Origin of the sequence: Mesorhizobium sp. Root695 (genome assembly GCF_001428185.1) — a bacterium.
GTDB lineage: Bacteria > Pseudomonadota > Alphaproteobacteria > Rhizobiales > Rhizobiaceae > Mesorhizobium.
This window is the reverse complement of record NZ_LMHO01000002.1, coordinates 202,072-221,427: the sequence shown is the minus strand read 5'-3', so window position 1 is coordinate 221,427 and position 19,356 is coordinate 202,072. Positions and strand designations below refer to the sequence as shown.

Annotated in this window: 27 protein-coding genes and 1 pseudogene; 10 read left to right on the top strand and 18 right to left on the bottom strand. The window is 63.5% G+C overall.

Going from position 1 to position 19,356, the window contains the following annotated elements; genetic code table 11:
• Positions 1 to 117: 117 nt before the first annotated feature.
• Positions 118 to 690 (bottom strand): hypothetical protein, encoded by a 573-nt coding sequence (locus tag ASD99_RS04210; RefSeq protein ID WP_056592088.1) that lies wholly within the window; start codon positions 688 to 690, stop codon positions 118 to 120.
• A 257-nt stretch (positions 691 to 947) separates the two neighbouring features.
• Between ASD99_RS04210 and ASD99_RS04205 the strand changes: the two genes are divergently transcribed.
• On the top strand, positions 948 to 1,262 hold the full coding sequence (locus tag ASD99_RS04205) for a YMGG-like glycine zipper-containing protein (RefSeq protein WP_056592085.1): 315 nt from the start codon (positions 948 to 950) through the stop codon (positions 1,260 to 1,262).
• A gap of 149 nt (positions 1,263 to 1,411) precedes the next feature.
• Here the strand turns inward: ASD99_RS04205 and ASD99_RS04200 are convergent.
• The 10 genes and pseudogenes from ASD99_RS04200 to ASD99_RS04160 form a co-directional block, all read right to left on the bottom strand.
• A pseudogene (locus ASD99_RS04200) lies at positions 1,412 to 2,393 on the bottom strand (IS5 family transposase); the annotation flags it as partial.
• 235 nt (positions 2,394 to 2,628) lie between these two features.
• Complete coding sequence (locus ASD99_RS04195) at positions 2,629 to 3,102, bottom strand: hypothetical protein (protein WP_056592246.1); 474 nt, start codon at positions 3,100 to 3,102, stop codon at positions 2,629 to 2,631.
• A 216-nt stretch (positions 3,103 to 3,318) separates the two neighbouring features.
• Positions 3,319 to 3,525, bottom strand: coding sequence for a hypothetical protein (locus ASD99_RS04190; protein WP_056592079.1), 207 nt, complete (start codon positions 3,523 to 3,525; stop codon positions 3,319 to 3,321).
• Positions 3,522 to 3,917 (bottom strand): SMI1/KNR4 family protein, encoded by a 396-nt coding sequence (locus ASD99_RS04185; protein ID WP_056592077.1) that lies wholly within the window; start codon positions 3,915 to 3,917, stop codon positions 3,522 to 3,524. Before ASD99_RS04185 ends, ASD99_RS04190 begins: the two co-directional genes overlap by 4 nt.
• 2 nt (positions 3,918 to 3,919) lie before the next feature.
• Positions 3,920 to 6,316 carry a hypothetical protein gene (locus tag ASD99_RS34555; RefSeq protein ID WP_244497615.1) on the bottom strand — a complete coding sequence of 799 codons (2,397 nt, stop codon included), beginning with the start codon at positions 6,314 to 6,316 and terminating at the stop codon, positions 3,920 to 3,922.
• Between the two features lie 357 nt (positions 6,317 to 6,673).
• A complete protein-coding gene (locus ASD99_RS04175) occupies positions 6,674 to 6,994 on the bottom strand; it encodes a hypothetical protein (protein WP_056592073.1) in 321 nt (106 codons plus the stop codon).
• Positions 6,991 to 8,742 carry a portal protein gene (locus ASD99_RS04170; protein WP_057142807.1) on the bottom strand — a complete coding sequence of 584 codons (1,752 nt, stop codon included), beginning with the start codon at positions 8,740 to 8,742 and terminating at the stop codon, positions 6,991 to 6,993. The genes ASD99_RS04175 and ASD99_RS04170 overlap by 4 nt, the downstream gene beginning before the upstream one ends.
• 285 nt (positions 8,743 to 9,027) lie before the next feature.
• Entirely contained in the window at positions 9,028 to 10,197 is a 1,170-nt protein-coding gene (locus ASD99_RS04165) for an acyltransferase family protein (RefSeq protein ID WP_057142832.1), read from the bottom strand.
• 238 nt (positions 10,198 to 10,435) lie between these two features.
• Complete coding sequence (locus ASD99_RS35085) at positions 10,436 to 10,561, bottom strand: hypothetical protein (RefSeq protein WP_274533680.1); 126 nt, start codon at positions 10,559 to 10,561, stop codon at positions 10,436 to 10,438.
• Entirely contained in the window at positions 10,530 to 11,099 is a 570-nt protein-coding gene (locus ASD99_RS04160) for a hypothetical protein (protein WP_057142806.1), read from the bottom strand. The genes ASD99_RS35085 and ASD99_RS04160 overlap by 32 nt, the downstream gene beginning before the upstream one ends.
• A gap of 123 nt (positions 11,100 to 11,222) precedes the next feature.
• On the opposite strand from ASD99_RS04160, the gene ASD99_RS04155 reads away from it, so the two are divergent.
• Positions 11,223 to 11,594, top strand: coding sequence for a nuclear transport factor 2 family protein (locus tag ASD99_RS04155; RefSeq protein ID WP_057142805.1), 372 nt, complete (start codon positions 11,223 to 11,225; stop codon positions 11,592 to 11,594).
• Complete coding sequence (locus tag ASD99_RS04150) at positions 11,576 to 12,283, top strand: helix-turn-helix transcriptional regulator (RefSeq protein ID WP_156388924.1); 708 nt, start codon at positions 11,576 to 11,578, stop codon at positions 12,281 to 12,283. The genes ASD99_RS04155 and ASD99_RS04150 overlap by 19 nt, the downstream gene beginning before the upstream one ends.
• Before the next feature lie 167 nt (positions 12,284 to 12,450).
• Here ASD99_RS04150 and ASD99_RS04145 read toward each other — a convergent pair whose 3' ends face one another.
• The 4 genes from ASD99_RS04145 to ASD99_RS04135 all read right to left on the bottom strand — a co-directional run bounded on the left by ASD99_RS04145 (position 12,451) and on the right by ASD99_RS04135 (position 15,004).
• Entirely contained in the window at positions 12,451 to 13,206 is a 756-nt protein-coding gene (locus tag ASD99_RS04145; protein WP_057142803.1) for a terminase large subunit domain-containing protein, read from the bottom strand.
• A gap of 332 nt (positions 13,207 to 13,538) precedes the next feature.
• Entirely contained in the window at positions 13,539 to 14,252 is a 714-nt protein-coding gene (locus tag ASD99_RS04140) for a terminase large subunit domain-containing protein (RefSeq protein WP_244482958.1), read from the bottom strand.
• Entirely contained in the window at positions 14,191 to 14,595 is a 405-nt protein-coding gene (locus ASD99_RS31815; RefSeq protein ID WP_244482957.1) for a hypothetical protein, read from the bottom strand. The genes ASD99_RS04140 and ASD99_RS31815 overlap by 62 nt, the downstream gene beginning before the upstream one ends.
• Complete coding sequence (locus ASD99_RS04135) at positions 14,588 to 15,004, bottom strand: hypothetical protein (RefSeq protein WP_057142802.1); 417 nt, start codon at positions 15,002 to 15,004, stop codon at positions 14,588 to 14,590. The genes ASD99_RS31815 and ASD99_RS04135 overlap by 8 nt, the downstream gene beginning before the upstream one ends.
• 313 nt (positions 15,005 to 15,317) lie before the next feature.
• On the opposite strand from ASD99_RS04135, the gene ASD99_RS04130 reads away from it, so the two are divergent.
• A complete protein-coding gene (locus ASD99_RS04130; RefSeq protein ID WP_056592240.1) occupies positions 15,318 to 15,623 on the top strand; it encodes a hypothetical protein in 306 nt (101 codons plus the stop codon).
• A 150-nt stretch (positions 15,624 to 15,773) separates the two neighbouring features.
• Positions 15,774 to 16,043, top strand: coding sequence for a hypothetical protein (locus ASD99_RS04125; RefSeq protein ID WP_056592056.1), 270 nt, complete (start codon positions 15,774 to 15,776; stop codon positions 16,041 to 16,043).
• A gap of 42 nt (positions 16,044 to 16,085) precedes the next feature.
• Here ASD99_RS04125 and ASD99_RS04120 read toward each other — a convergent pair whose 3' ends face one another.
• The gene (locus ASD99_RS04120; protein WP_056592052.1) at positions 16,086 to 16,514 is read right to left on the bottom strand and encodes a DoxX family protein; all 429 of its coding nucleotides are present in this window, start codon (positions 16,512 to 16,514) and stop codon (positions 16,086 to 16,088) included.
• A 212-nt stretch (positions 16,515 to 16,726) separates the two neighbouring features.
• Between ASD99_RS04120 and ASD99_RS04115 the strand changes: the two genes are divergently transcribed.
• The 5 genes from ASD99_RS04115 to ASD99_RS04095 all read left to right on the top strand — a co-directional run bounded on the left by ASD99_RS04115 (position 16,727) and on the right by ASD99_RS04095 (position 18,745).
• Positions 16,727 to 16,918: a hypothetical protein gene (locus ASD99_RS04115; RefSeq protein ID WP_056592048.1), complete on the top strand. Its 192-nt coding sequence runs from the start codon at positions 16,727 to 16,729 to the stop codon at positions 16,916 to 16,918.
• 508 nt (positions 16,919 to 17,426) lie between these two features.
• Positions 17,427 to 17,606, top strand: coding sequence for a DUF3606 domain-containing protein (locus ASD99_RS04110; protein ID WP_057142801.1), 180 nt, complete (start codon positions 17,427 to 17,429; stop codon positions 17,604 to 17,606).
• A gap of 90 nt (positions 17,607 to 17,696) precedes the next feature.
• On the top strand, positions 17,697 to 18,140 hold the full coding sequence (locus tag ASD99_RS04105) for a GFA family protein (RefSeq protein ID WP_056592045.1): 444 nt from the start codon (positions 17,697 to 17,699) through the stop codon (positions 18,138 to 18,140).
• Positions 18,141 to 18,249: 109 nt separating this feature from the next.
• The gene (locus ASD99_RS04100; RefSeq protein ID WP_056592042.1) at positions 18,250 to 18,486 is read left to right on the top strand and encodes a DUF982 domain-containing protein; all 237 of its coding nucleotides are present in this window, start codon (positions 18,250 to 18,252) and stop codon (positions 18,484 to 18,486) included.
• 13 nt (positions 18,487 to 18,499) lie between these two features.
• On the top strand, positions 18,500 to 18,745 hold the full coding sequence (locus ASD99_RS04095; protein WP_056592039.1) for a DUF982 domain-containing protein: 246 nt from the start codon (positions 18,500 to 18,502) through the stop codon (positions 18,743 to 18,745).
• A gap of 68 nt (positions 18,746 to 18,813) precedes the next feature.
• Here ASD99_RS04095 and ASD99_RS35080 read toward each other — a convergent pair whose 3' ends face one another.
• Complete coding sequence (locus tag ASD99_RS35080; protein ID WP_274533679.1) at positions 18,814 to 18,948, bottom strand: hypothetical protein; 135 nt, start codon at positions 18,946 to 18,948, stop codon at positions 18,814 to 18,816.
• Between the two features lie 90 nt (positions 18,949 to 19,038).
• Positions 19,039 to 19,347, bottom strand: a complete 309-nt coding sequence (locus ASD99_RS04090) for a hypothetical protein (RefSeq protein ID WP_057142830.1) — start codon at positions 19,345 to 19,347, stop codon at positions 19,039 to 19,041.
• Positions 19,348 to 19,356 lie beyond the last annotated feature (9 nt).

The following is a 19,356-nucleotide window of genomic DNA, read 5'->3' as shown; positions in this document are numbered from 1 at the left end:
TCACTCCTTCGGTGGACTGCCTTCCCAAAGAATCCGTTCTCAAACCAACTTCAAGCTCAAAATCGCCATATGCGATTCCCCTGCCCTCGTGGGGGAGATTGGCCGCGTCATCGGCAGCTAGGCATTATCCCCCCAGTTCTCCCAAAGCAGCGTGATGGTGCCCGTCACCGTCAGCACACCGTCGGCGTCGATGTCGGTGCCGGTTGCAAACGCCAGGTTGAGATAGAGATCGACCGGCGTCACTGTCCCATCCAGCGTCACAGCGGCGGCGATATCGGCGGTCGAGACGGTCGACAGCACGACGCCAGTGCCGTCGAGCGTACGCACCGTCGAGGCCAGCACGTTGACCATGGTAGAGGCCAGCGTCGCGCTGGACGCCGCCGCTGAGCCGAGCGACCAGGTCAGCGCCGCATTGTCGTTGATGGTCGATGCGCGGGTGCCGAGCACAGCGAACTGCAGCCGCGCCGTGCCGCCCTTGATGCGCACCTTGCCGTCTGTGAAGTCGAAGATCTTTTGGGCAGCATAGGCCAGCGCGTCGGTGACCGGAACCTGCATGCCGGCGAAGGTGAAGACGGTGCGGTACGATCCGCCCTGCCCTGTGGTGACGGCTTTCAGCCCGGGCCTGGGCGGGGCAAGGCCGCCCTCGCGGGCGGCGGCACGGGCAAGCGTCCGGGGAAGACCTCGGGTCATGGCATTTCTCCATTGTTGGGTGAAATTCGGGAAGCCCGGCCGAGTGAACCCCGGCACCGGGCCGAACCTTCAAAAGGCTGAATCATTTTGACAAGGAGCGGTGCTAGCACCTTGTTCGTAAGAGGTGTTTTCGGCGCTCGGTCCATCAACGCCCGAGAAACCATGTCTTATATCGTGAGGCCGCGTGCCCCCGTTCCGCCGCAATGCGACCGCACGGGACGAGCCATAGGGATTTCAGGCCTCAAGGGAGACCGCACATGAATTTTCAAAAAGCCTTCGCCGCCGTGCTGATGACTGCAGCACTGGCAGGCTGCGCGCAGACCGAAGGCCAGCAGCGGGCCGGAACCGGCGCGCTGATCGGCGGCGCCGGCGGCGCCCTCGTCGGCCAGGCCATCGGCGGCAACACCGAAAGCACGCTCATCGGCGCCGGCGCCGGCGCCCTGCTCGGCGCGGTTGTCGGCAGCTCCACCACGCCGCAGCGCCGCGGCGAACAGATGTGCCGCTACCAGGACCGCCGCGGCCGCATCTACACGGCACCGTGCGACGACCGGTACTACAACGGCGATTATTGAGGCGCTGATCTTCCCTTCTCCCCCTGTGGGCCCGTTGCATTATTAGGCTGTGGGAGCAAGGAGAGACGGCAACCCCCGTGTGTGGTGCTTTGCGGCTCGGGTTTTGGGCCGGATTGGCTTGCTTTTGAGGTATTGGGTGGATTTCGGTCGCAGTGCGGCCGAGGCCTAGGTCGCGAGCGTCACCCAGCGGCGCATGTTGAAGGCCATGGCAGCGATGAGAACCTGTCCTGCCGCCTTGGCCATGCCGCGATAGCGGATGGCGCAAAGTCGCATGCGGTTCTTCAAGGTGGCAAAGGTCGTCTCGACGGCAAAGCGTTGCCGTGCGATCAGCCGGTTGAAGTGTTTCAGCCGCGCTGGCAGGCGCGGATGATGCTTGTTGGCTCGCCGCATCAGTCTTGGCTTGATCCCGCGCTGCCTCAGCAACACCTCGCGCGCCTTGGTGTGATAGGCCGCATCCGCCAGCACCGCACCTTCGTCGCCACAGATCAGATGATCCGCCTCGACCGTGTCGTTGACGTTGGCCGCTGTCGTCCTCACCCGGCGGATCAGGCCAGAACCCTGGTCGACACCAACATGGGCCTTGTAGCCATAGGAGGAGCCAGGCTTGCCCTGCCGGCGTGTAAAGCCGGCATCGGGATCGCCAGCCTCGTGCGCCGCTCCACTGGGTGGTCGTGCCGCCGCCGTCTCGATCACCGTGGCATCGAGCATCGTGCCGCGCCGCAGGATCAGCCCAGCCTTGTCCAGTTGCCGGTCCAGTTCGCCAAACAGCTTCTCCAGAAGTTCGGCCTCGACGAGAAGATTGCGAAAGCGGTTGAGCGTGGTGTGGTCGGGCACCCTCTCCTCGAGCGTCAGCCCAACGAAGCGGCGAAACGACAGCCGATCGGCGAGCGCCTCCTCCAGTTCGCTGTCCGACAGTCCATACAAGGATTGCAGCAGAAGCGCCTTGAACATCACCAGCGAATTGTAGGCAGGCCGGCCTGGTCCTGCCGGCGAACGCAGCCGGGCCAGGATCTTCTCGAACCGATACCACTTCACCAGCGACGACAACCGGTCCAGTCGACCGCTCCGACCAAGACCCTGCGGCAGCAGGGCCTCCACAAAACTGAACTGACCGCTCGGCTTCGTCGTCATCGCACGATCCCCTGTTCAAAAACAGGGAATCACATCCACCCAATTTTGCAACAGTCCCAACCGGGGAGAAGGTGGCCCGAAGGGTCGGATGAGGGGTGTTCCAGCTTGGCGACACCCCTTTTCCGACAAGCGACGTTGCGACAGGATCGCCCAGGGCTGAGGCCATCAAGACGCTGCAAAAGGCTCAAGGCGGCAGCAATACGGCGCCAATTCCAGCTTGCCGCGATCGTCCGAATTACCTTTTGAGCTCTGGCAAAATCTTCTCATCAAGGAATTTGAGCCGGCTCGCTAGCATCTCGGCGTTGGCGGGATTTGCGTCGACATCGACCGGTATCAATTCCGCTACAGACTTTCCGCTGCGTGCAGCTTCAACCCAGACTTCAAGGGCACCGATATACCCATCCAGCGCCTCAAACGGGGTCTTTCCGTCGTCGGCTGGCAGGTACGTCGGCGGCACGTCCCCGACGATCACCCATGTCCATGGATTCACATCCGCTCGGCTGGTCTCTATCTCGAAGAGGAAAATATAGATTATCCCTTCCGCGCCGTAACCAAGATATTCACCCTTGATAGCCGATACCCATGTGTAGAATTCAAGATATTGGCGCGCCTCGATCCGGGCGGAATCAAGCTCGTCGTCGCCGGTGCTGACATGGGCCGGAGGCAGACGTGTGACGCTGCTTAAGTCAGGTTTGGTAGTGTTCTCCATGACTAACTCCCTTGCCATCTTTGCATAGCCCAGCGTCTGTGGTCTCCGGCATCACGATGCCGCTTTATATGGTCAGCCCTGACACGAGGCCGAATGTTTGATGCGTTGCTCTCCGCTCGTGGGGTTGGGGAGTGTTCCGCGCAGCGGACGAAAAGCCAATTGCTTGGCTGGTCGAACAACGAACGTCGGCAGGCAAGGTAGCTTCATCGCCACCGCCTACCCCTCCGCCCGTGAAGCCTTCTCCAGTGCCGCCTTACGCTGAATTTCGATAGTTCGATTCCAGAAGCGCACCACTTCAAAATGCTGTTGTCTGGTCAACCAGATCTTGTTCTCCAAACTGACTGGATCGCCGCCAACCGCAATCGGTTTGACCTCGAACAGTTCCATGCCCTTGGAGCGAGAAGCTGTATCTTGTACGCTCATTTCAAGTCCTCCAGCGTAGCAAATAGATCGGCGAGGTCTCGCGCTATCGTCTCGGCGGATTGCCGTTCCATAAATATAAAGGGGATGCGCACGATTGGCATTTCCACTTCGTGGGTGTCGAAGCCATAGGCTTCCCCTCCTCCGTTTGATGCAAACAACAGGATGCCTGGTGCGTATTTTTCAACCTCATATTCTCGATTGAATTCCACCAACTCTTCGGCTTTGAAAAAAATTATATAGCTGTCGCCGATGAAGCCTTCCCCTCCATTATGCTCCTTAAGGAATTTGGTGTAATCCTTGGGCAGCGTCACTCCCAGGTTTGCGGACAGTCCATCGACAATTGCGGCTTCAGCCGGTGGGTCGAAACGTCCCTCAGTTAGAGTATATCTCACTGCTATTCTCCTACGTCTTTCAGTAGTTTATTCCACCATGGCGTAACCTGCTGCTGATGAACTTCGCGGGGCAGAATGACCTTGTTGGACGCATCGGTGGGACTCCCGCCAAACTTCACTGGCTTGATTTCATGCACATCCACGGGCTGGCCGACAAGTCCTCGCTTTCGGCGGATAATGCGATTGGCTTTATCGGCCGCTTTTCTAGCAGCTTTGTGCTCTGTACCTTCTAGCCGTATGAATGGTCCCTCTGGCTTGGGAACAACCGCTATCGGATAATCTGCCCAATCTGACATTGAGAAACTGCCCGAGGGGAGATCGAGAGCGACGGTCGGCCGTGCGTCCTTGCCAGCGGATTTACCGAGCAAAACTTCGGCGGCTTTGCCATTTGCCGCGACATCTGACTGTCGCGTGCCGCTGCCACCTTCGACGAGCCCCGCGCCTTCCTTAGACAGCTCACCGGGAAGCTCTTTGGCTACGAGACTTTCGGCACGCCCCGCCACAAGGACACTCAACGGCTCAAGTGAGCGGGGTATGCCCTTCGCGGCGACAGCAGCGCGACCAAACGCGGGCCACGGTATCGCCCAGCCCAACGCATCAGATCCCTGATGCATCATCAGGCTCTCAACACGGTCCGACGGCTCGTAATAGGCATCCTTGTAATCTGGAGGGCTGATCGTTCCTCCGGACATGCCGTAGGCAATCCAATCATTTACGTTGGCGAGGGCGATCCCTGCATTGGCGGCCACCTTGCCAAGGGCTTTTGCGTCTGATGCGAACACCGAGAGCGCCGAAGGGGTCTTGTAGCCAGCAACCGGGATGATCCAACCCAGACCGGCATCGGCCAGTTGCCGGGCCACGGCTGCTCGAGCGACAGGGCCGGACGTTCCCGCAAGCAGCCCGCTTACCTTCGCGTTTATCTCCTGCTGGTATGAACTCGGGCTGTCGTAATTATCGGAGAGATCACGGACGATGGACAACGGCACGGGCTGAGGGTTCTCAATACCCAGTTGTTCCTGCGCGGCGACAGATATGGCTATCGCTTTGTCATAGGCATCCTTGTCATAGCCATTTGGATCCTCGAGCCCACCGCCGATCACGGCTTTCCAGGCGGCATCGACATTGGAAAACACTTCGCTGACATAGCCCCCGCCATCGGCTCGTCTGTGATTCATCACCAGCCCTACCGCAGCGGCGGTCGCCTCACGGCGCGTCTGGTCTTCCTGCGAACCGTTCAGCCCGCAATCGGCGTCGCGAAGGGCGGCATGAATTGCCTGGTTCGGCATGGTGCGCATGCCGAAAACCTGACGACCGACATCGGCTCGCCAGTCAAAGTCCCGGAAGTGCTGGTCGCCCTCATCGAGCCCATAGGCGATCCTGAATGCGTCCCGGCCAGGCATCTTGCCGGAATAGGCGCCGGTCCTTGCGATAGCGTCCGGCGCGTTCTGCTCGGCGAGACCGATGTTGGTGCGAAGCTCAACCTGCTGAGCCGTTTTGGCCACCTCAGCCTGTCGAACCAGCGCGGCCTGTTCCTGTTGCGGAAGGTCGTCCCGAAACACCTGCGCCAGCATCTCTTCCGGCGTCTGTTTGCCAACGCGGTCACCTTTTCCCGCAGCCATCTTTGAGCTGCCAGAGGCGCCTGCGGTTTGCGCGACATCGCCGAAGGCATCGCTGCCGGAAGAGGCTGCCGGCGTCCCTCCCCCGAACATCTCCAGCGCCCGCTGCGGATCCTTGGCGATCAACGCCTCGAAGCGCGTCTTTGCGGCGGTGCTGAACCAGTCTTTGACCTTCTGCTGCCTGATCCCCGGGTCGAGCCCCATCTTGTCGATCAAGTCGAGCCCTTCCTGGCGGGCTGCTTCGAAGGTGACGGGATCGTCGGGGTTGGCGTTGCCGATGGCGATGGCGCTGGTCTTGAGCGCCGTGTCGACCTGCGCCTGCTCGTAGTCCTGACGCCGCTGAAGCTGCCGCAGCGCCATGCGCCGCGCGCCAACCGCGCGCATCGTCTCCTTCTGCCTGGCGAAACCGGCGCGCTGGCTCTCGGGCATATCAGGCAAGGCATCGTCAAACAGCGTGTCGAACAGGCCTGATTTGACCACCCGGCCGGTGCGCGGATCGACCAAGCCGTACATGGTCTCGTGCAGGCCGGCGCCATCGGCCGGCGCGTTCGCCGCCACCTGGTCTTCCGCCTGCGCGATCCGGCCGGTGAACCGGCGGCGCGCCAGCTCGGCGTCGAACGCCTCCTGCTGGTCTTTCATCTGCTGGTAGCGCGCGGCGATGGCCGAGAACTCGTCGCCGAGCCTCTGCATGGCGCCGCCGATCGGCGACCCCTGCGGATATTGCACCGCGTTGCCGGTATCGAGCCGGCGCTGAGCAATGGAGAGGGGGATGATGTGGACCATTGGCTGTTTCCTGCCCAACTGGCTTTGAACAAAAGGGCGCGGCGCTGGCGATCACGGCACGGCCGGGTCGCACGCTGGCTGTCGCCTTCGCGGGTTTTGTCGGATCGACTTTTTGGAGAAATCCTGGAGCAGCGGTGCTGCCTGGGTGGGTCAATGGACCTCATCGGCAGCGCGACCACGCCACGGAGCCGCGGCGACCACGACTGGCCCCTTCTCCCCGTTCTACGGGGACAAGGTCCCGGAGGGGGATGAGGGGCAGCGCTAAGTTCCGAGATGCTGGCGCCGCCCCTCACCTGCCTGCCGGCATCCTCTCCCCGTATAGAGACGGGGAGAGGAGCGCAGCTTCCTGAATACCGCCTACCCCTCCGCCCGTGCCGCCTTCTCCAGCGCCGCCAACTGCGCCTCATCCAGCGTCAGGAACCCCATAATGTGCTGCACCACCTCGGCGCGCGCATTGCTCAAGGCGCTGTGCAATTCGAACCCGTTCGGTGTCCTGGTCCGTGCCATCCACTCGCCATAGGACGGACGCCGGTAATAGCCTGTCGTCGCCGCGAGGTCGGCGAGCACCATCTCGCCATCCTCGCCTGAAAACACCCTGAGATACGCCTTGGCCAGCGCGTCTCGGGCCCTGGCAGGACTGCCGGCCTGGCCGGAATGAGCGAAGCGTTTCCGGCTCATGCGCCGTTACCCGCCGGGCCGACGGGCTGCCCGCCTTGGCCACCCTGCAGCATGTCTTGCAACCCGTCGAGCAACCCGCTGTCGCGCGCCTGCACCGCGGCCGGCACCGCATCCTTGGCCGCCCTGCCGGCCGTGGCGATCGCCGCCATGCCGGCCTGCGCCTGGCTGGCCTTTGCTCTCGCGCCGCGCAACTCGTCCACCTCCTCCTTGCGGCGAAAGATGCGCTGCGGGCTGCGGCCGGCGCTCTGCACGATCTTGATCGCCTCGTCGCTGTCGATGTTGTCCATCACGCCGGGATCGAACTGCGCCATCTGCATGGCCGTCGTCACCACCTGGATGGTGTCGCGCGCTTCGGCCGAGCGGCGCAGCACGTCGAGCGGGCCGGTGAAGGTCGGCCGCACCGCCTTGCCGGCAAGACTGTCCGGCGGCAGGAAGCGGCTGTCCTCGTCATAGAGGCCTTTGTCCTCCAGTATGCCGAGCTCGCGGTCGAGATTGCTGGCGAAACCGGCCTGGATGATCGAGCCGGACGGCCCGAGCAGCGCGCCCTTTTCCTCTTGCCTGATCAGCGCCTCGGTCGCCGTCATCTGCGGGTTCTGCACCAGCGTCTGGAACAGGTTGACGAACATCATGTCGCGGATCTCGTCGGCGCGGCTCTGCGCGTAGTTGAAGGCATAGGTCGGGTTCTGCCCGGTCGAGATCGGCGCGATCAGCGGCCTGCCATTGTCGTCGATCAGGCCGGGATAATTCTCGCCCGGGTTGAGCACCGGCACATAGTCGAGCCGGGCCTTCGAGGCGGTCGCTGGGTCGGTGATCTGCTGCAGCGCGCGAAGCCCCGAGCGGCGTACGGCGTTCTCTTCGCGCACGGTGGTCAGCGCCTCGATGGTCGGCGAGATGCCGTAAGGGTCGCCCTCGTAGCGGCGCCAGTTGAAGATCGACACCGGGAAGGTGCGGAACCCGCTCTCGCGGACAATCTCCTCCTCGTCCTCGATGACGTGGTAGGAGGCGAATTCTGTGTCGAGATACTGGTACTGGCCGCCCAGCCGATACATTTTGCGCTCGTCGCGCGGCTGGATGCACTGGATCAGCGAGATCTTCGTCTCGCACTTGGCCGGATCGTCGACCAGCACTTTTATCCGCGCCGGCAGTCTGTCATAGCCGAGCAGCTGCGCCGCTTGCCGTGCCGTGCGCTCGTAACGACGGTGGAAAATGTCGACCTGGCCCCAGCGGTTGCGGCAGAGATAGCCCTCGACCACGGGGATCGAGGCATAGCGGATCAGCGTGGCGCCGAACCCTTCCTCGGCATAGAGATAGGCCGGACCGTAGCGCACGACATTGCGCAGGCAGGCCTGCGTTGCCGGCACGAAATTCGAATTGGCGGAGTAGCGCAGCGCAAACAGGAAATCGCGCAAGGCCTCCGCCCATTCCTTTTCCTCGTCGGTTTCCTCGTCGTTCATGGCCGCCGTCGACAGCCCATGCCATTTTTCCGACTGCGGAATGATCAGGCTTTCGAGCCCTGCGGCCAGCCGGTTGGCGGCCGAGTTGATGGTGTTGGCGTAGACGCGGGCGCCGCGCCGCTCCTGCCGCTCGGCCTGCGAGGCCGGGGTACCGGTTCGGCGGCCGCTCCAGATATCGGGCGCGTCGGGGTCGCAGAACTCCGCCACCTGCTCCCACACAGCCTCATACTGGCTGCGCTCGCTCTCGAGCTCGGACTGGCGGCACAGGATATCGCCGGCGCGGGAATCGGTCATGGGATGGCCTCGCTGAGGTGAGGAAAGGAATTGGTGCGGGAAGGAGGAGACGGGCGAAGCCGCTAATCTCCCCCATCGAGGGGGTTGAGGAGTGGTCCGCGCAGCGGACGGAAAGCCAATTGCCTGGCTTTCCGAACGACGATCGGCCGGCAGGCCAGAGGGGGTCGTCTCGCGTGGAGCGCTAGCATTCTCTTTTCGAGCCAGAAGGTCGCGTCCTGTCGTACCGACCCCCTCTGTCGCCTTCGGCGGCATCCCTCCCCTCAAGGAGGGAGATTGACGGCGCCGCTACTCGGCCGGCGTCGTCCTGAGCACCGGCCCGGTCTTGCGGCCAAAGCGCCCGACGACGAAGCGCCCCGCCTTCTGGCCCGGCCCCTCGATCAGATTATAGGTGATCCAGGACAGCAAGGTCACCGTCGGCAGGACGACGGCAACGACGATGGCGAAACGCAGTGGCGCCGCCAGCCCGTGGCCGTATTGGTCGATGACGAACGCCGCGACAGGCTGCAACACCAGGAGGTGGATCAGGTAGATGCTGAAGGAAAGTTCTCCCATGAGATGAAAGAACCGGTTGCTGAGCGTCATGGCTATCGCCCTCGCCAGCGTTCCCGCCGCTCCCGGCAGCATGCGGTAAAGAACCAAGGCGAAGAAGCCCGCCACCAGCGCTTCACGCACCAGCAGCTTGCCCAGTCCGTAGCCGCCGCCAATAGGCAGCGCCGCCAGCAGCAGTGCCAATGCCAGATAGAGGATCGGCCGGGGCCGGCTTTGATGCACGACGCCCGCCAGCAGCATGCCGCACAGGAATATCTGTATCTTTAGCGGCAGGAACGACGGCATCGGAAAATGCACCGACAATCGCCCCATCGCAAACACGATGGCGCTACCGGCGGCCGCGACCAGGACGGCGCTCCTTGCCCAGCCGAGCCAGCGCACAAGCAGCATGACGGCTGGAAAGACCGCGTAAAACTGCATCTCCAGCCCCAGGCTCCAGTCGGGGAGCGGCGTGCGGTAGGCAAGATTCGGCACCAGGCCGAACAGGAACAGAAGGTGGGCAACGATGTTTTTCACGCCGCTGTCCAGGTAGCGTTCAGGCGCCTGGTGCGATCTCAGGAGGAAATCGTCGATGACGGTCCTGCAATCGTAAAGATAAGGGCCAAGCGCCAGAGCCACGAAAAGCATGACGTAGAACAGCGGCGCTATCCGGAAATAGCGTCGGGTCCAGAATTTCAGCCAGGTCGCCGGCCTTTGCCAGGGCTCCTTGTCTTGGCGCAGGTGATAGTGGAACACCATCAGGAAGCCGGACAGCATGATGAACAGGTCGACGCCAAGATCCGGCTCGCCCAGGATGGGAACGCTCCAGCCGGTCAACAGCAGGCAGTGGCCGACAAGCACCCAGATCGCGGCGAGCGCCCGAAGCCCGTCCAGGCATTCGATGCGCGAGGACCTGATATCTGTCATGCCGGAGTCCGAGATAGTCATGTTGCAGTGCAGCATGGCGCCTGAGGCCAGATTGTCAACCCAGCGCAGGATGACGAATTGCCCTCGGCTGTTACGGAGTGCGGGCAGGACGCCGGAGCTGCCGATCTCCCCCCTCCAGGGGGAGATTATCCCCGCCTTCTCATCACCCGCGCATGCCTTCTCCACACCCACCAATCCCACACGCGTTTGCGAAAACTGCGCTTCATCGCGGTCATGGTCAAAGCCCCAGCAGCACGCGGCGCTGGCCGGTGAGGCTGCCTGGCGCGAGGTCGGTCTTGATGGTGCTCAGCGTTCCCTGGCGCTGTTCGAGCTCAGCCCGCAATGCCGCCTCGCGCGCCTGCACGTCCTTGTCCTGCGCCGTCGGCGTTGGCGGCAGAGGCTTCAGTTCCGGTGGTTTTTGAAACAGACACATGGTTCCAGCCTTCTCTTGTCCAGTCGTAGAGGAAAAAATCTTCGCCGTTGCGGCCGTAACCCGGCAACAGGCAGCGTTGCGTGGCACCCAGCCGGACAAGCCAGCGCAGCGCCAGTTCATTGGTGGCCAAGGCGCGGGCCTCGACCCGCCAGGCGCCGCGCGCCGCGACCTGGGGCCCAAGCACGGTGTGAAAGAACCCGGTGATGCCAGGCACGCAGCGCCGCATGCGGCGCGTGCCCCAGCTCCAGGCGATCCACAGCCCGCCGCGCTGCTCGGCGGCGCCAAATCCGGCCTCCGGATTGCCGTCCAACTCGGCGACGTAGGCAAACCCCTGCAGCGCCGTCAGTGCCAGCAGCGCCGGCGACCATTGGTCGAGCTGGCAGGCGATCTCGGCGCGGTCCTCGGGGCGAAGGTTGGCCGCGATGTACGACAGGTCGCGCAGCGTGGCGGGGATGATGCGGACGGTCATGGGCAGGCCTGGGCAATGGATGCAGTTCCCGCTTTCAGGCGGAGTCTCGAAGGCAGCGCACTTGACTGCCCCCGTCGCCAGTGAGCTACTTCGGACATCGACGACTATCCAGGAGACGGGCGAATGGACATTCGAGCGACACTGACGGAGCTATGCGACGCCTTCAACGCGCACGATCTCGATCGCATCATGGCGTTCTTTGCCGACGACTGCGTCCTGGAGATGCCCAGGGGAGCCGAGCCTTGGGGAACCCGCTGCGAGGGCAAACGCAGCGTACGGGACGCGCTGGCGACACGCTTCGAAGGTCTGCCCGATGTCCACTACGGCAATGGTGAGCACTTTGTGGACGAGGCAGCCAATACCGGCATGTCGAAATGGACCCTCACCGGCACCACCCGCGAGGGCGTCAAAAAGGAAGTCCGAGGTTGCGACTTCTACACGTTTCGCAACGGCAAGGTGATCCGCAAGGATTCTTATTGGAAGATCGTGGAGTAACCCACGGCGTCAATTTGAATTGCGGCGGTGCGACCGATAAAGTGCACTGTCACCGTAATTCCAGTGTGGGGCTGCGGCTCTCGCGCGCCGAGATCGCCAGGAGTGCCAATGCCGAGGCGCTCGACCGCGTCGCCCAAGGCGTGCTGATCGTGGCGGCGAACGGCGATATCCTGTTTGCAAACCGGGCGGCCGAGGCGCTGCTCGCCGAGGCCGACGGCATCAGGACCGAGAAATCGGCGCTGCGCGCAAGTAGGCAGGCGGACGCCGCGCAATTTGAGCGGTTGATCGTTTCGGCCGCTGAGCGGTCGGACGCAGCAGGCGGCGCGATGTCACTCGCGCGGCCAGTGCCGCGACGGCCGCTGAGCGTGCTGGTGGCGCCACTGATTAGCGAGTCGACGTGGTTCGCTGCCGGCCGCCCCGCCGCGATCGTGTTTGTGGCCGACCCGGATAGCGCGCCACAGACCGCGCGGGACCAGTTGCACAATCTCTATCGGCTGACCCCGGCCGAGACCGCCGTGGCCATGGTGATCGCACGCGGCGAAGGGCTGCAGGCAGTCGTAGATGAGCTTGAAGTCAGCCTGAGCACGGCGCGCACCCACCTGCAGCACGTATTCGAAAAGACGGAGACGCGGAGACAGGCGGAGTTGGTGCGCCTCATTGCGGCCAGTGGACTTAACGACCGACAATAGCCGAAGCGCTGCCAGACTTTTCGAGGCCGGACAACGCCTGCGCTGCTTTCCACGCGTACTGCGCCAGCGCTCCCTCTCGCCGGGGGCAGGATTCAAATCTCCACAGTCAAGCATGCGTCGGTCTCGGTCAAAACCTGCCCGAGGATGAAGAAGAAAAGTATTGCCGCCTACCGAAACGCCCCCAGCGGATCGCTCTGGCCCGCCGGCCTTCTCGCCGCCCTGAACTCCGCCGGATCGACCACCGCTTCCCGCAGCATCATCACGCCATAGCGCGTCGCCGCCATCAGATCGTCTCGCAGTTTGACCACCTGGCCATCCTTGCGGTGAAAAAGCCGAAACTCCTCGAACCAGTCGGCCAGCGTCGAAAACACCTTGAAGCGGCCGGACTGCATGCGGTCGAGCATTTCCATCAGCCCGGCCTCGACCGAGACCGACCCGTCGGGGAATTGCGCGTGGCGGGTCAGCATGTTCAGGCCGTGCGCGGCATATTGCCGGGCGAGCGCCACGCCCGCGCCTTCCAGCGTTTCGCGGCGGCCGTCGCGCGGCCAGGCAAAGGGCAGCCAGTCGCCCCATGGTTTCAAGGTCAGCGTCTGCATGGCGGGCGTCTGTTGCGACGCGCGGCAGGCTTTCGAGACATAGACGACATCGGCCTCCGTATCCCAGGCGAGCTCGACCGCGGCCGACGGATGGTCCCAGCCGAAATCGAGCGCGCCGATGCGCGGCCAGTAGCGCGGCAGCCGGAACGGCTCGCAGGCGATCAGCGCCTCGGCCACCGGAAAGATGCGGCCCGAACCCAGCACCGGAATGCCGCGCGCCCGAGCCTCGCGCTCATGCGCGGGATAGGCAGCAACGATCGCCGCGCGCTCCTGGGGCGAATAATGCTCGGCATCGTCGATGGTCATGAAGGTGACGTGACGGGACATTCTTTTGGTTCTCCGACATCGTTCGAAGAGAATCTTTGCACCAGGAACCACCGCGAAGCCATTGGAAAGCCTGGGTTCCTCGCCCCCGTGAAACGGGGGAGAGGTGGCTCGGCGAAGCCGAGACGGAGAGGGGGACGGCGCGGACATACCCAGATGAAGCGAACCTCGTCCCGTTAAGCCAACGCCCTACGAAGCCCCCTCTCCGACCGCTTCGCGGCCACCTCTCCCCCGCTCTGGCGGGGGCGAGGAACCCAGGTTCTGAAATGTGCCCCGCCCTTCGCAGGCTCAGGGCGTTCGAAGCTCGAAAAGCCAAGCAATTGGCTTTTCGCCCGCTATCGCGGACCGCTTCTCACCCCCTTCACCATCCCCTCCACCTGCGCCGCCGACAAAAAAAGCAGCACCACATCCGACATCCCAAGCAGCGGCGTGAAGGTGACGATGGTAATCCCACCCGTCGCGTTGGTGCGGGTCAGGCCTTCGGAATAGATATCCAGCGGCGGTTCCTCGTCGAACCAGACGCCGTGCAGGGTTTCGCCCTGCCATTTCTCGCGGCCCTTCTCGAAGCTCTTGAACGACAGCACCGATTCATCGGCCTGCACATCGCCGCCACCACCCCAGCGCACCACGACGCTGTCGAGCGCGCCCGGTGCGCCGCGGCCCATCGCGGTCTGCAGGATGGCGTCGGCCGGGATCATGCCGGTGCCCCAGGCCGCCTGCTGCTGCGGCGGGCCGACCAGCACACGCTGCGGATTGTCGCGCGTGCCCTCGCCCGTCACGCCGGCGGCCCACAGCCTGACGCTTGAGTCAAAAACCTTGCCTTGCCACCATGAGGGATAGCGGCCGGTGAGATGCATGGCCCATTCCGCGGCGCCGGCGCGGGTCTTGCCGAGCTGGTTGCCGGCCATGAACAGCCTTTCGCGGTTTTGCGCACCTGCCGCGTGAAATTCGGCCTGGCGCTGATACGGCGTGTAGGCGGCAAGAAGATTACTGCGGCGCCTGCGGTCCAGTTCCGCCAGCAGCGCCAGATATTCCGTCCTGGCCGCCATCACCGAGTTCTTCGAGGAACGGCTTGACGACGGCTTCGAGGGCACGGATGCGACTGCGGATCTCGTCATCGCTCAGGCCGTCCATTTGGTTGATCGTGGCATTGAAATCCCTGGGCAGCACCGAAAGCACGATCTTCAGATACTGGTCCGGCTTGTCGGCCCGCACCTCGGCGATGACGCCGGCGCCATACGCGCGAAAATCAGCCCGCACGGCAGCCAGGAAATCGTCACCCAGCGTCTTTTTCGCGCGCTTGGCGCGCGGCTTCCGCGCGGACGAGCTGGCGGCGGGTTTGCGCCTTACCGGCTTGGCGCGCGTTGGCCGGGCGGCGGTCTTGTCAGTCATGGACGTGACGATCATCGGCGTTGGCATCGGCAGCGGAAATGCCGGCCTTTGGCACCGATCTGGCCCGGCCAGCCGGCTTCTTCGAGCGGCCGTTCTTCCTGGTCCGCTTCTTGGCTCTCGGGGCGCGCTTCGGCCTTGCCGCACCGGCAGGCTTCTCTGCCTGGGCGGGCTTCGCCGCCTGCGCCTTGAGGCGCGCCATGACCAGACCGACAAGCTGCCCGGCGATCCCGGCCCGCGGAAAACAAAAGCCGCCGGCCGCATCCCGTACCATGCCGATCAGCACGCCGGGCGCGACCGGCTCGACACGGCCGAGGCGTGGCTGCGGCGCCCCACCCTCGAACTCGCCGATGGCGCTGACGATTTCTTGGCCATGATCGTCGGTGATGATCGTGGCGTAGCGTGTGGACATGGGATTTCTCGCGGATTGCGCAATGAGTCATCGGGCGAAGGATGGCGTTCCTCGGCGCCCCCCCTCTGTCCTGCCGACATGTCTAGCCCAGAAACACAAAACCCGCCTTGGCGGCGGGTCGTGGCGCAAATCAGCACCATGGACAAATATGTAGCACGGCTGCCCTCACCCCGTCAACGATTTTCTAAGAAAAAATTCCTAGGACGCGTCTTTGGGCAAGATCCAGAAGACTTGCCAAGACATCGCCTCGCTGCGCCCTTCGGAGCGAAAAGGCTGGTCGCGCGTTTCGATTGTAGCCACGGGAGCAATCGCCATGAATGTCGCCAACCTGCAACTCGAAGGCCTGCTGATGGCCGTCGCGTCGATCAACCGCCTCCTGGTTCAAAAGGGGGTGCTGACATCCGAGGAAATCGACGTGGCCCTGCGCAAGACCGAAGCCGGCGAAACCAACCAGGAGCGATCCGAAGGCATGTCCGCGTCCAGCCGTGACGCCGTCAACTTCCCGATCCGGCTGCTGGAGCTCGCCAATCAGTGCCAGCCCGAGGCGGACATGCCCTCCTTCTCGAAGCTGGCCCGCATGGTCGGCAAGATCAAGGAACCCTACAACGACCAGCTATGAGGGCGCCAAGGCAGCGGCCAATGGAGCGGCGCCGGCAAGCTCGCAGAAATCCCGCTTTTTCCGGCAGGCTGGTCTTTGGCCGACGGCTGTGAAATCATTAGTCAACACGCATGGAATGATTCCCGTCACACGCCCTTGTGGGAGAGGACGATGGACAGACCAGCCATGGCATCGGTGTTCAGGATGCGGCATGCGCCGGCCACGGTCTCCGGAGTGCGCAGCACCGGCCACGGCCAGGCCGATCCGGTCATCCGAGTGCGTTCGCTCGGCGAAGCGATTCGCTTCGTCGCCCACGCCTATCCCCAATACGATATCAGCGCCGTCGCCATCCACTCGAGCGATCCTTCGGCCCCTCGCCTCGGCAGCCTGGAGGTGAAGGCGCTTTGGCGCGAATATGGCGAGCGCCTGACGCAGGAATAGCCAGGCCACCCTCCAATCTTTCGCGACCGCGCCACACTACGACTACGCCCTGCCCGACCATCCCAGGTCGAGCGAAAGCACCTTGCCTGGACCGTGCACCGCCGCGAACAGCAGCCCGGCCAGGAAGGAGAAATGGTCGACGAAGAAGCCGAACTCGGCTTGGCTGCCGGCCCAGTGGCTGGGTCCGTGGAAGGCGAAGCCGAGGAACAGCACATAGGCGGCGGCAATCAGGGCCGCCTGCGTGAAGAAGGCGCCGGTCAGGAAGCACAGCACCAGGGCGACCTCCAGGATCGCCGCGCACCAGGCCAGGAACAGCGGGAATGGAAAGCCTGCGGCGGCGATGTAGCCGGCGGTCGCCTCCATGCCCATGAACTTGAAGGTCACGGCCATCAGGAAGACGCCAGCGAAGATCAGCCGGGCGACGACAAGGGCCGCGGTCCGCCACGGCGATTGAGTGATTTGCGACGACATGCTCGTTCTCCAGTGTTGCAGGTTGGTCGCCCCTAGGACGCGCGATGATCGCCACGTCCGACACATCAGGCTAATTTTTTCGACAAGCGCGATGCAGGCGCTCCGCCAGGGATCCGGGATGCCTCTTGAAACCATGCACCGCGCTGGCAGGACCGATTTTCGATTTGCCGGCTGACGGTATATTGTTGCCCACTCAAAAGGGGGAAACGGACATGGCCAAGGCGTTGACCATCGGTGCGCCGGAGCATCAGGCGATGAGCACCGCCTATGAGCAGGAGTGCAGCGAGATGCTCGCTCCCCATCTCGACGCGTTGCTCGACAAGGTCGAGGCCGCCGGCTGGGACCGCGGGCAGGCCGCATCAGTGCTCATGTATCTCGTCGCGATGCGCCTGAAGCCGGTCTGACGGCGCGCCCGGCCCGGACGGCCTTCCCGCCTGTCCCACAATCATGAAACTTGTTGGTAACCACGAACGTGCTATTGTAGCTAGGGCTAATGCACAGACGTGTACCGGTGCAGTTATTTTGGGGCGGGTTTGAAATTGGGCACGAACGTCAGGTTTGGGGCAAAATCCCTTGCCGTCCGGTCGACGGCGCTGGAATGCCGCGGCTGCGGTGGCGCCGGCAAGGTCTTCCAATGCCCGCGCTGGACGAGTTCCAACGGCCATTGCTGCCCCGCCGGTACGCACCGGCGCGGCTGCCCCGGGGTCAGCACTGCCTGCTCCGAATGTGACGGCGATCACCTTTCCGACGCCGACCCGATGCGGCCATCGGCCTGATACAGGCTTTACGACACCATCGTGTTATTGTCGCCACGGTGGAACCCGCGGCGCCGATCTGTGTTATGTCCTGTTGATCGCGGGATCGGGCGCCGACGGCTGCGCGTTTCCCCGACAACAGAAAGTGAGGCCTGAGATGGCTGACGACAAGTCGAAGACGAAACAGGACCGCAAGCTGGTCTCGAGCGAAGAGCCTTACGAGGTCGCTGCCTTTGCCCGCAAATACGGCATTCCGCCAAGCGAGGCGCAGACCACCATCAAGCGCTACGGGCCATCGCGCAAGAAGCTCGACGCCCATATGGCGGCGCGCGGCTAGAGCCTGTTCCCGGGATCGGGACGGGGAACTCTGTTTCGCACGAGCCCCTGTCCCACCAGGCCCGCAGCGCCACCCCTGACGGAGGTTGCCATGTCCGACACCATACGCAGGACCGGCAGTTGCCTGTGCGGCGGCGTGCAGTTCAAGGTACACGGTGCGCCGCTGCGTATTGGTCTTTGCCATTGCAAGGATTGCCGCAAGGCCGGCGGCTCGGTCTATTCGGCCTTTGCCATCTGGCCGCGCGAGGCCTTCGAGACGACAGGCCTCGTCAGCTCCTATGGCACGCGCAGCTTTTGTCCGACCTGCGGCGGCCGCGTCGCCTGGGTCGACGACAACGAGGCCGAGGTGATGATCGGCAGCCTCGACATCGTGCCGACCGATCTCGTACCCGAATATGAACTGTGGACCTCGAGGCGCGAGGCCTGGCTGCACGCCTTGCCCGGCACCGAACAGTTCGAGCACGACCGGCCGGCGGCGCACGACGCCGAAGTGCCGACGCCGAGGTCGCTGTCGGGCGTCGATGCGGCCGAGTGAGATTTGATCCTCCCAGCAAGGAACCCTGCCCTATCGCCGACGTTACTGGACGCCTCTCATGCATGCCGCTGAGCATTTTCACGGCATGCATCAGTCACGGAGACGACCGTTGAACGACAAGATGTTTCCCCACCCCATCAGGTTGAAGTTTGCCCCCGAGCGGGAGCGTATGGTGCGCAGTGCCTGGGAAGGCCTGGAATGCCTCGGCGACTGGCCGGCCGGCCAGGGCCGGCAATATCGGGCGGCCCTGCGCAGCTGCCGCGATGCACTGGACGGCTGGACGCCGCCGGAAAAGGCGATGCGGGCGATGATCGACGCCGCGCGCGAAGCAAAATTCCTCCAGTAATGGGAAGCACGACATGGCCGACTTGATGCTGTCCACGCCGATGCGGATCAGACCGCATGGCTCGGACACGATCCGCGACGTCACCACACTCAGGGATGCCAGCGAGATCCTCATCGACTGGCCACAGGCCAAGCGCGGCCCGTTCTATCAGGCGGCGCGCAAAAAAGTCGAAGCAGCGCTGGAAAGCAAGGCTGGTGCCGCCGAGGCGCAGGAAGCGTTCGCGGCGCTCTGCAACCATGCCGGCGTGCTGGTGCGCTAGAGGCGTAGCCCATTGAAAGCAGGCGAGGCATTGTGCTTCGCCTGCTTTTTATTGAGAAATTGGTCTGATTACTCGGCGGGAAGCTCGCCCTGTACGATCGGGTTGGAGCTTTCGAAGCCAAAACTCTTTGGCGCCAGCAGAACCAACGCAATCACAACGGCAATCGAGGCAAGCAATGTGGCCGTGGTCGCAATATCTCTCACGATAATATCTCCAAATTCCAATCGTGAGAGAAACGCTCCTGAGAAACCGAGGTTCCATTAGCTTGGGCGATGATACCGGCGAACCCGCGTTTATTGCTTCGGCGGCTGGACCGGCACTTCGCCCGGCTTGATCACCGGCGTCTTGCCTTCGTCGGGCGCCGGCGCTGCCATTCCCTGGTCGCCGGTGGCGGGCGGTTTCAGCACACCGCCGCAATCGCTGAGCGTCTCCGTCAGATTGTCGATGCTTGGCTGCTGTTCGGGCTGCTGTTTTGCACCCTGCGCCGTCTGGACCCGGCATTTGTCGGCCTGCGGCGCCTGGCTGTCGTTCTGCTGCTGGGCCACGGCCGGCATTGCCAGCGCCAGCATCAGGCTGAATGGGACGATGGCGAGAATTCTCATCTCGGCCTC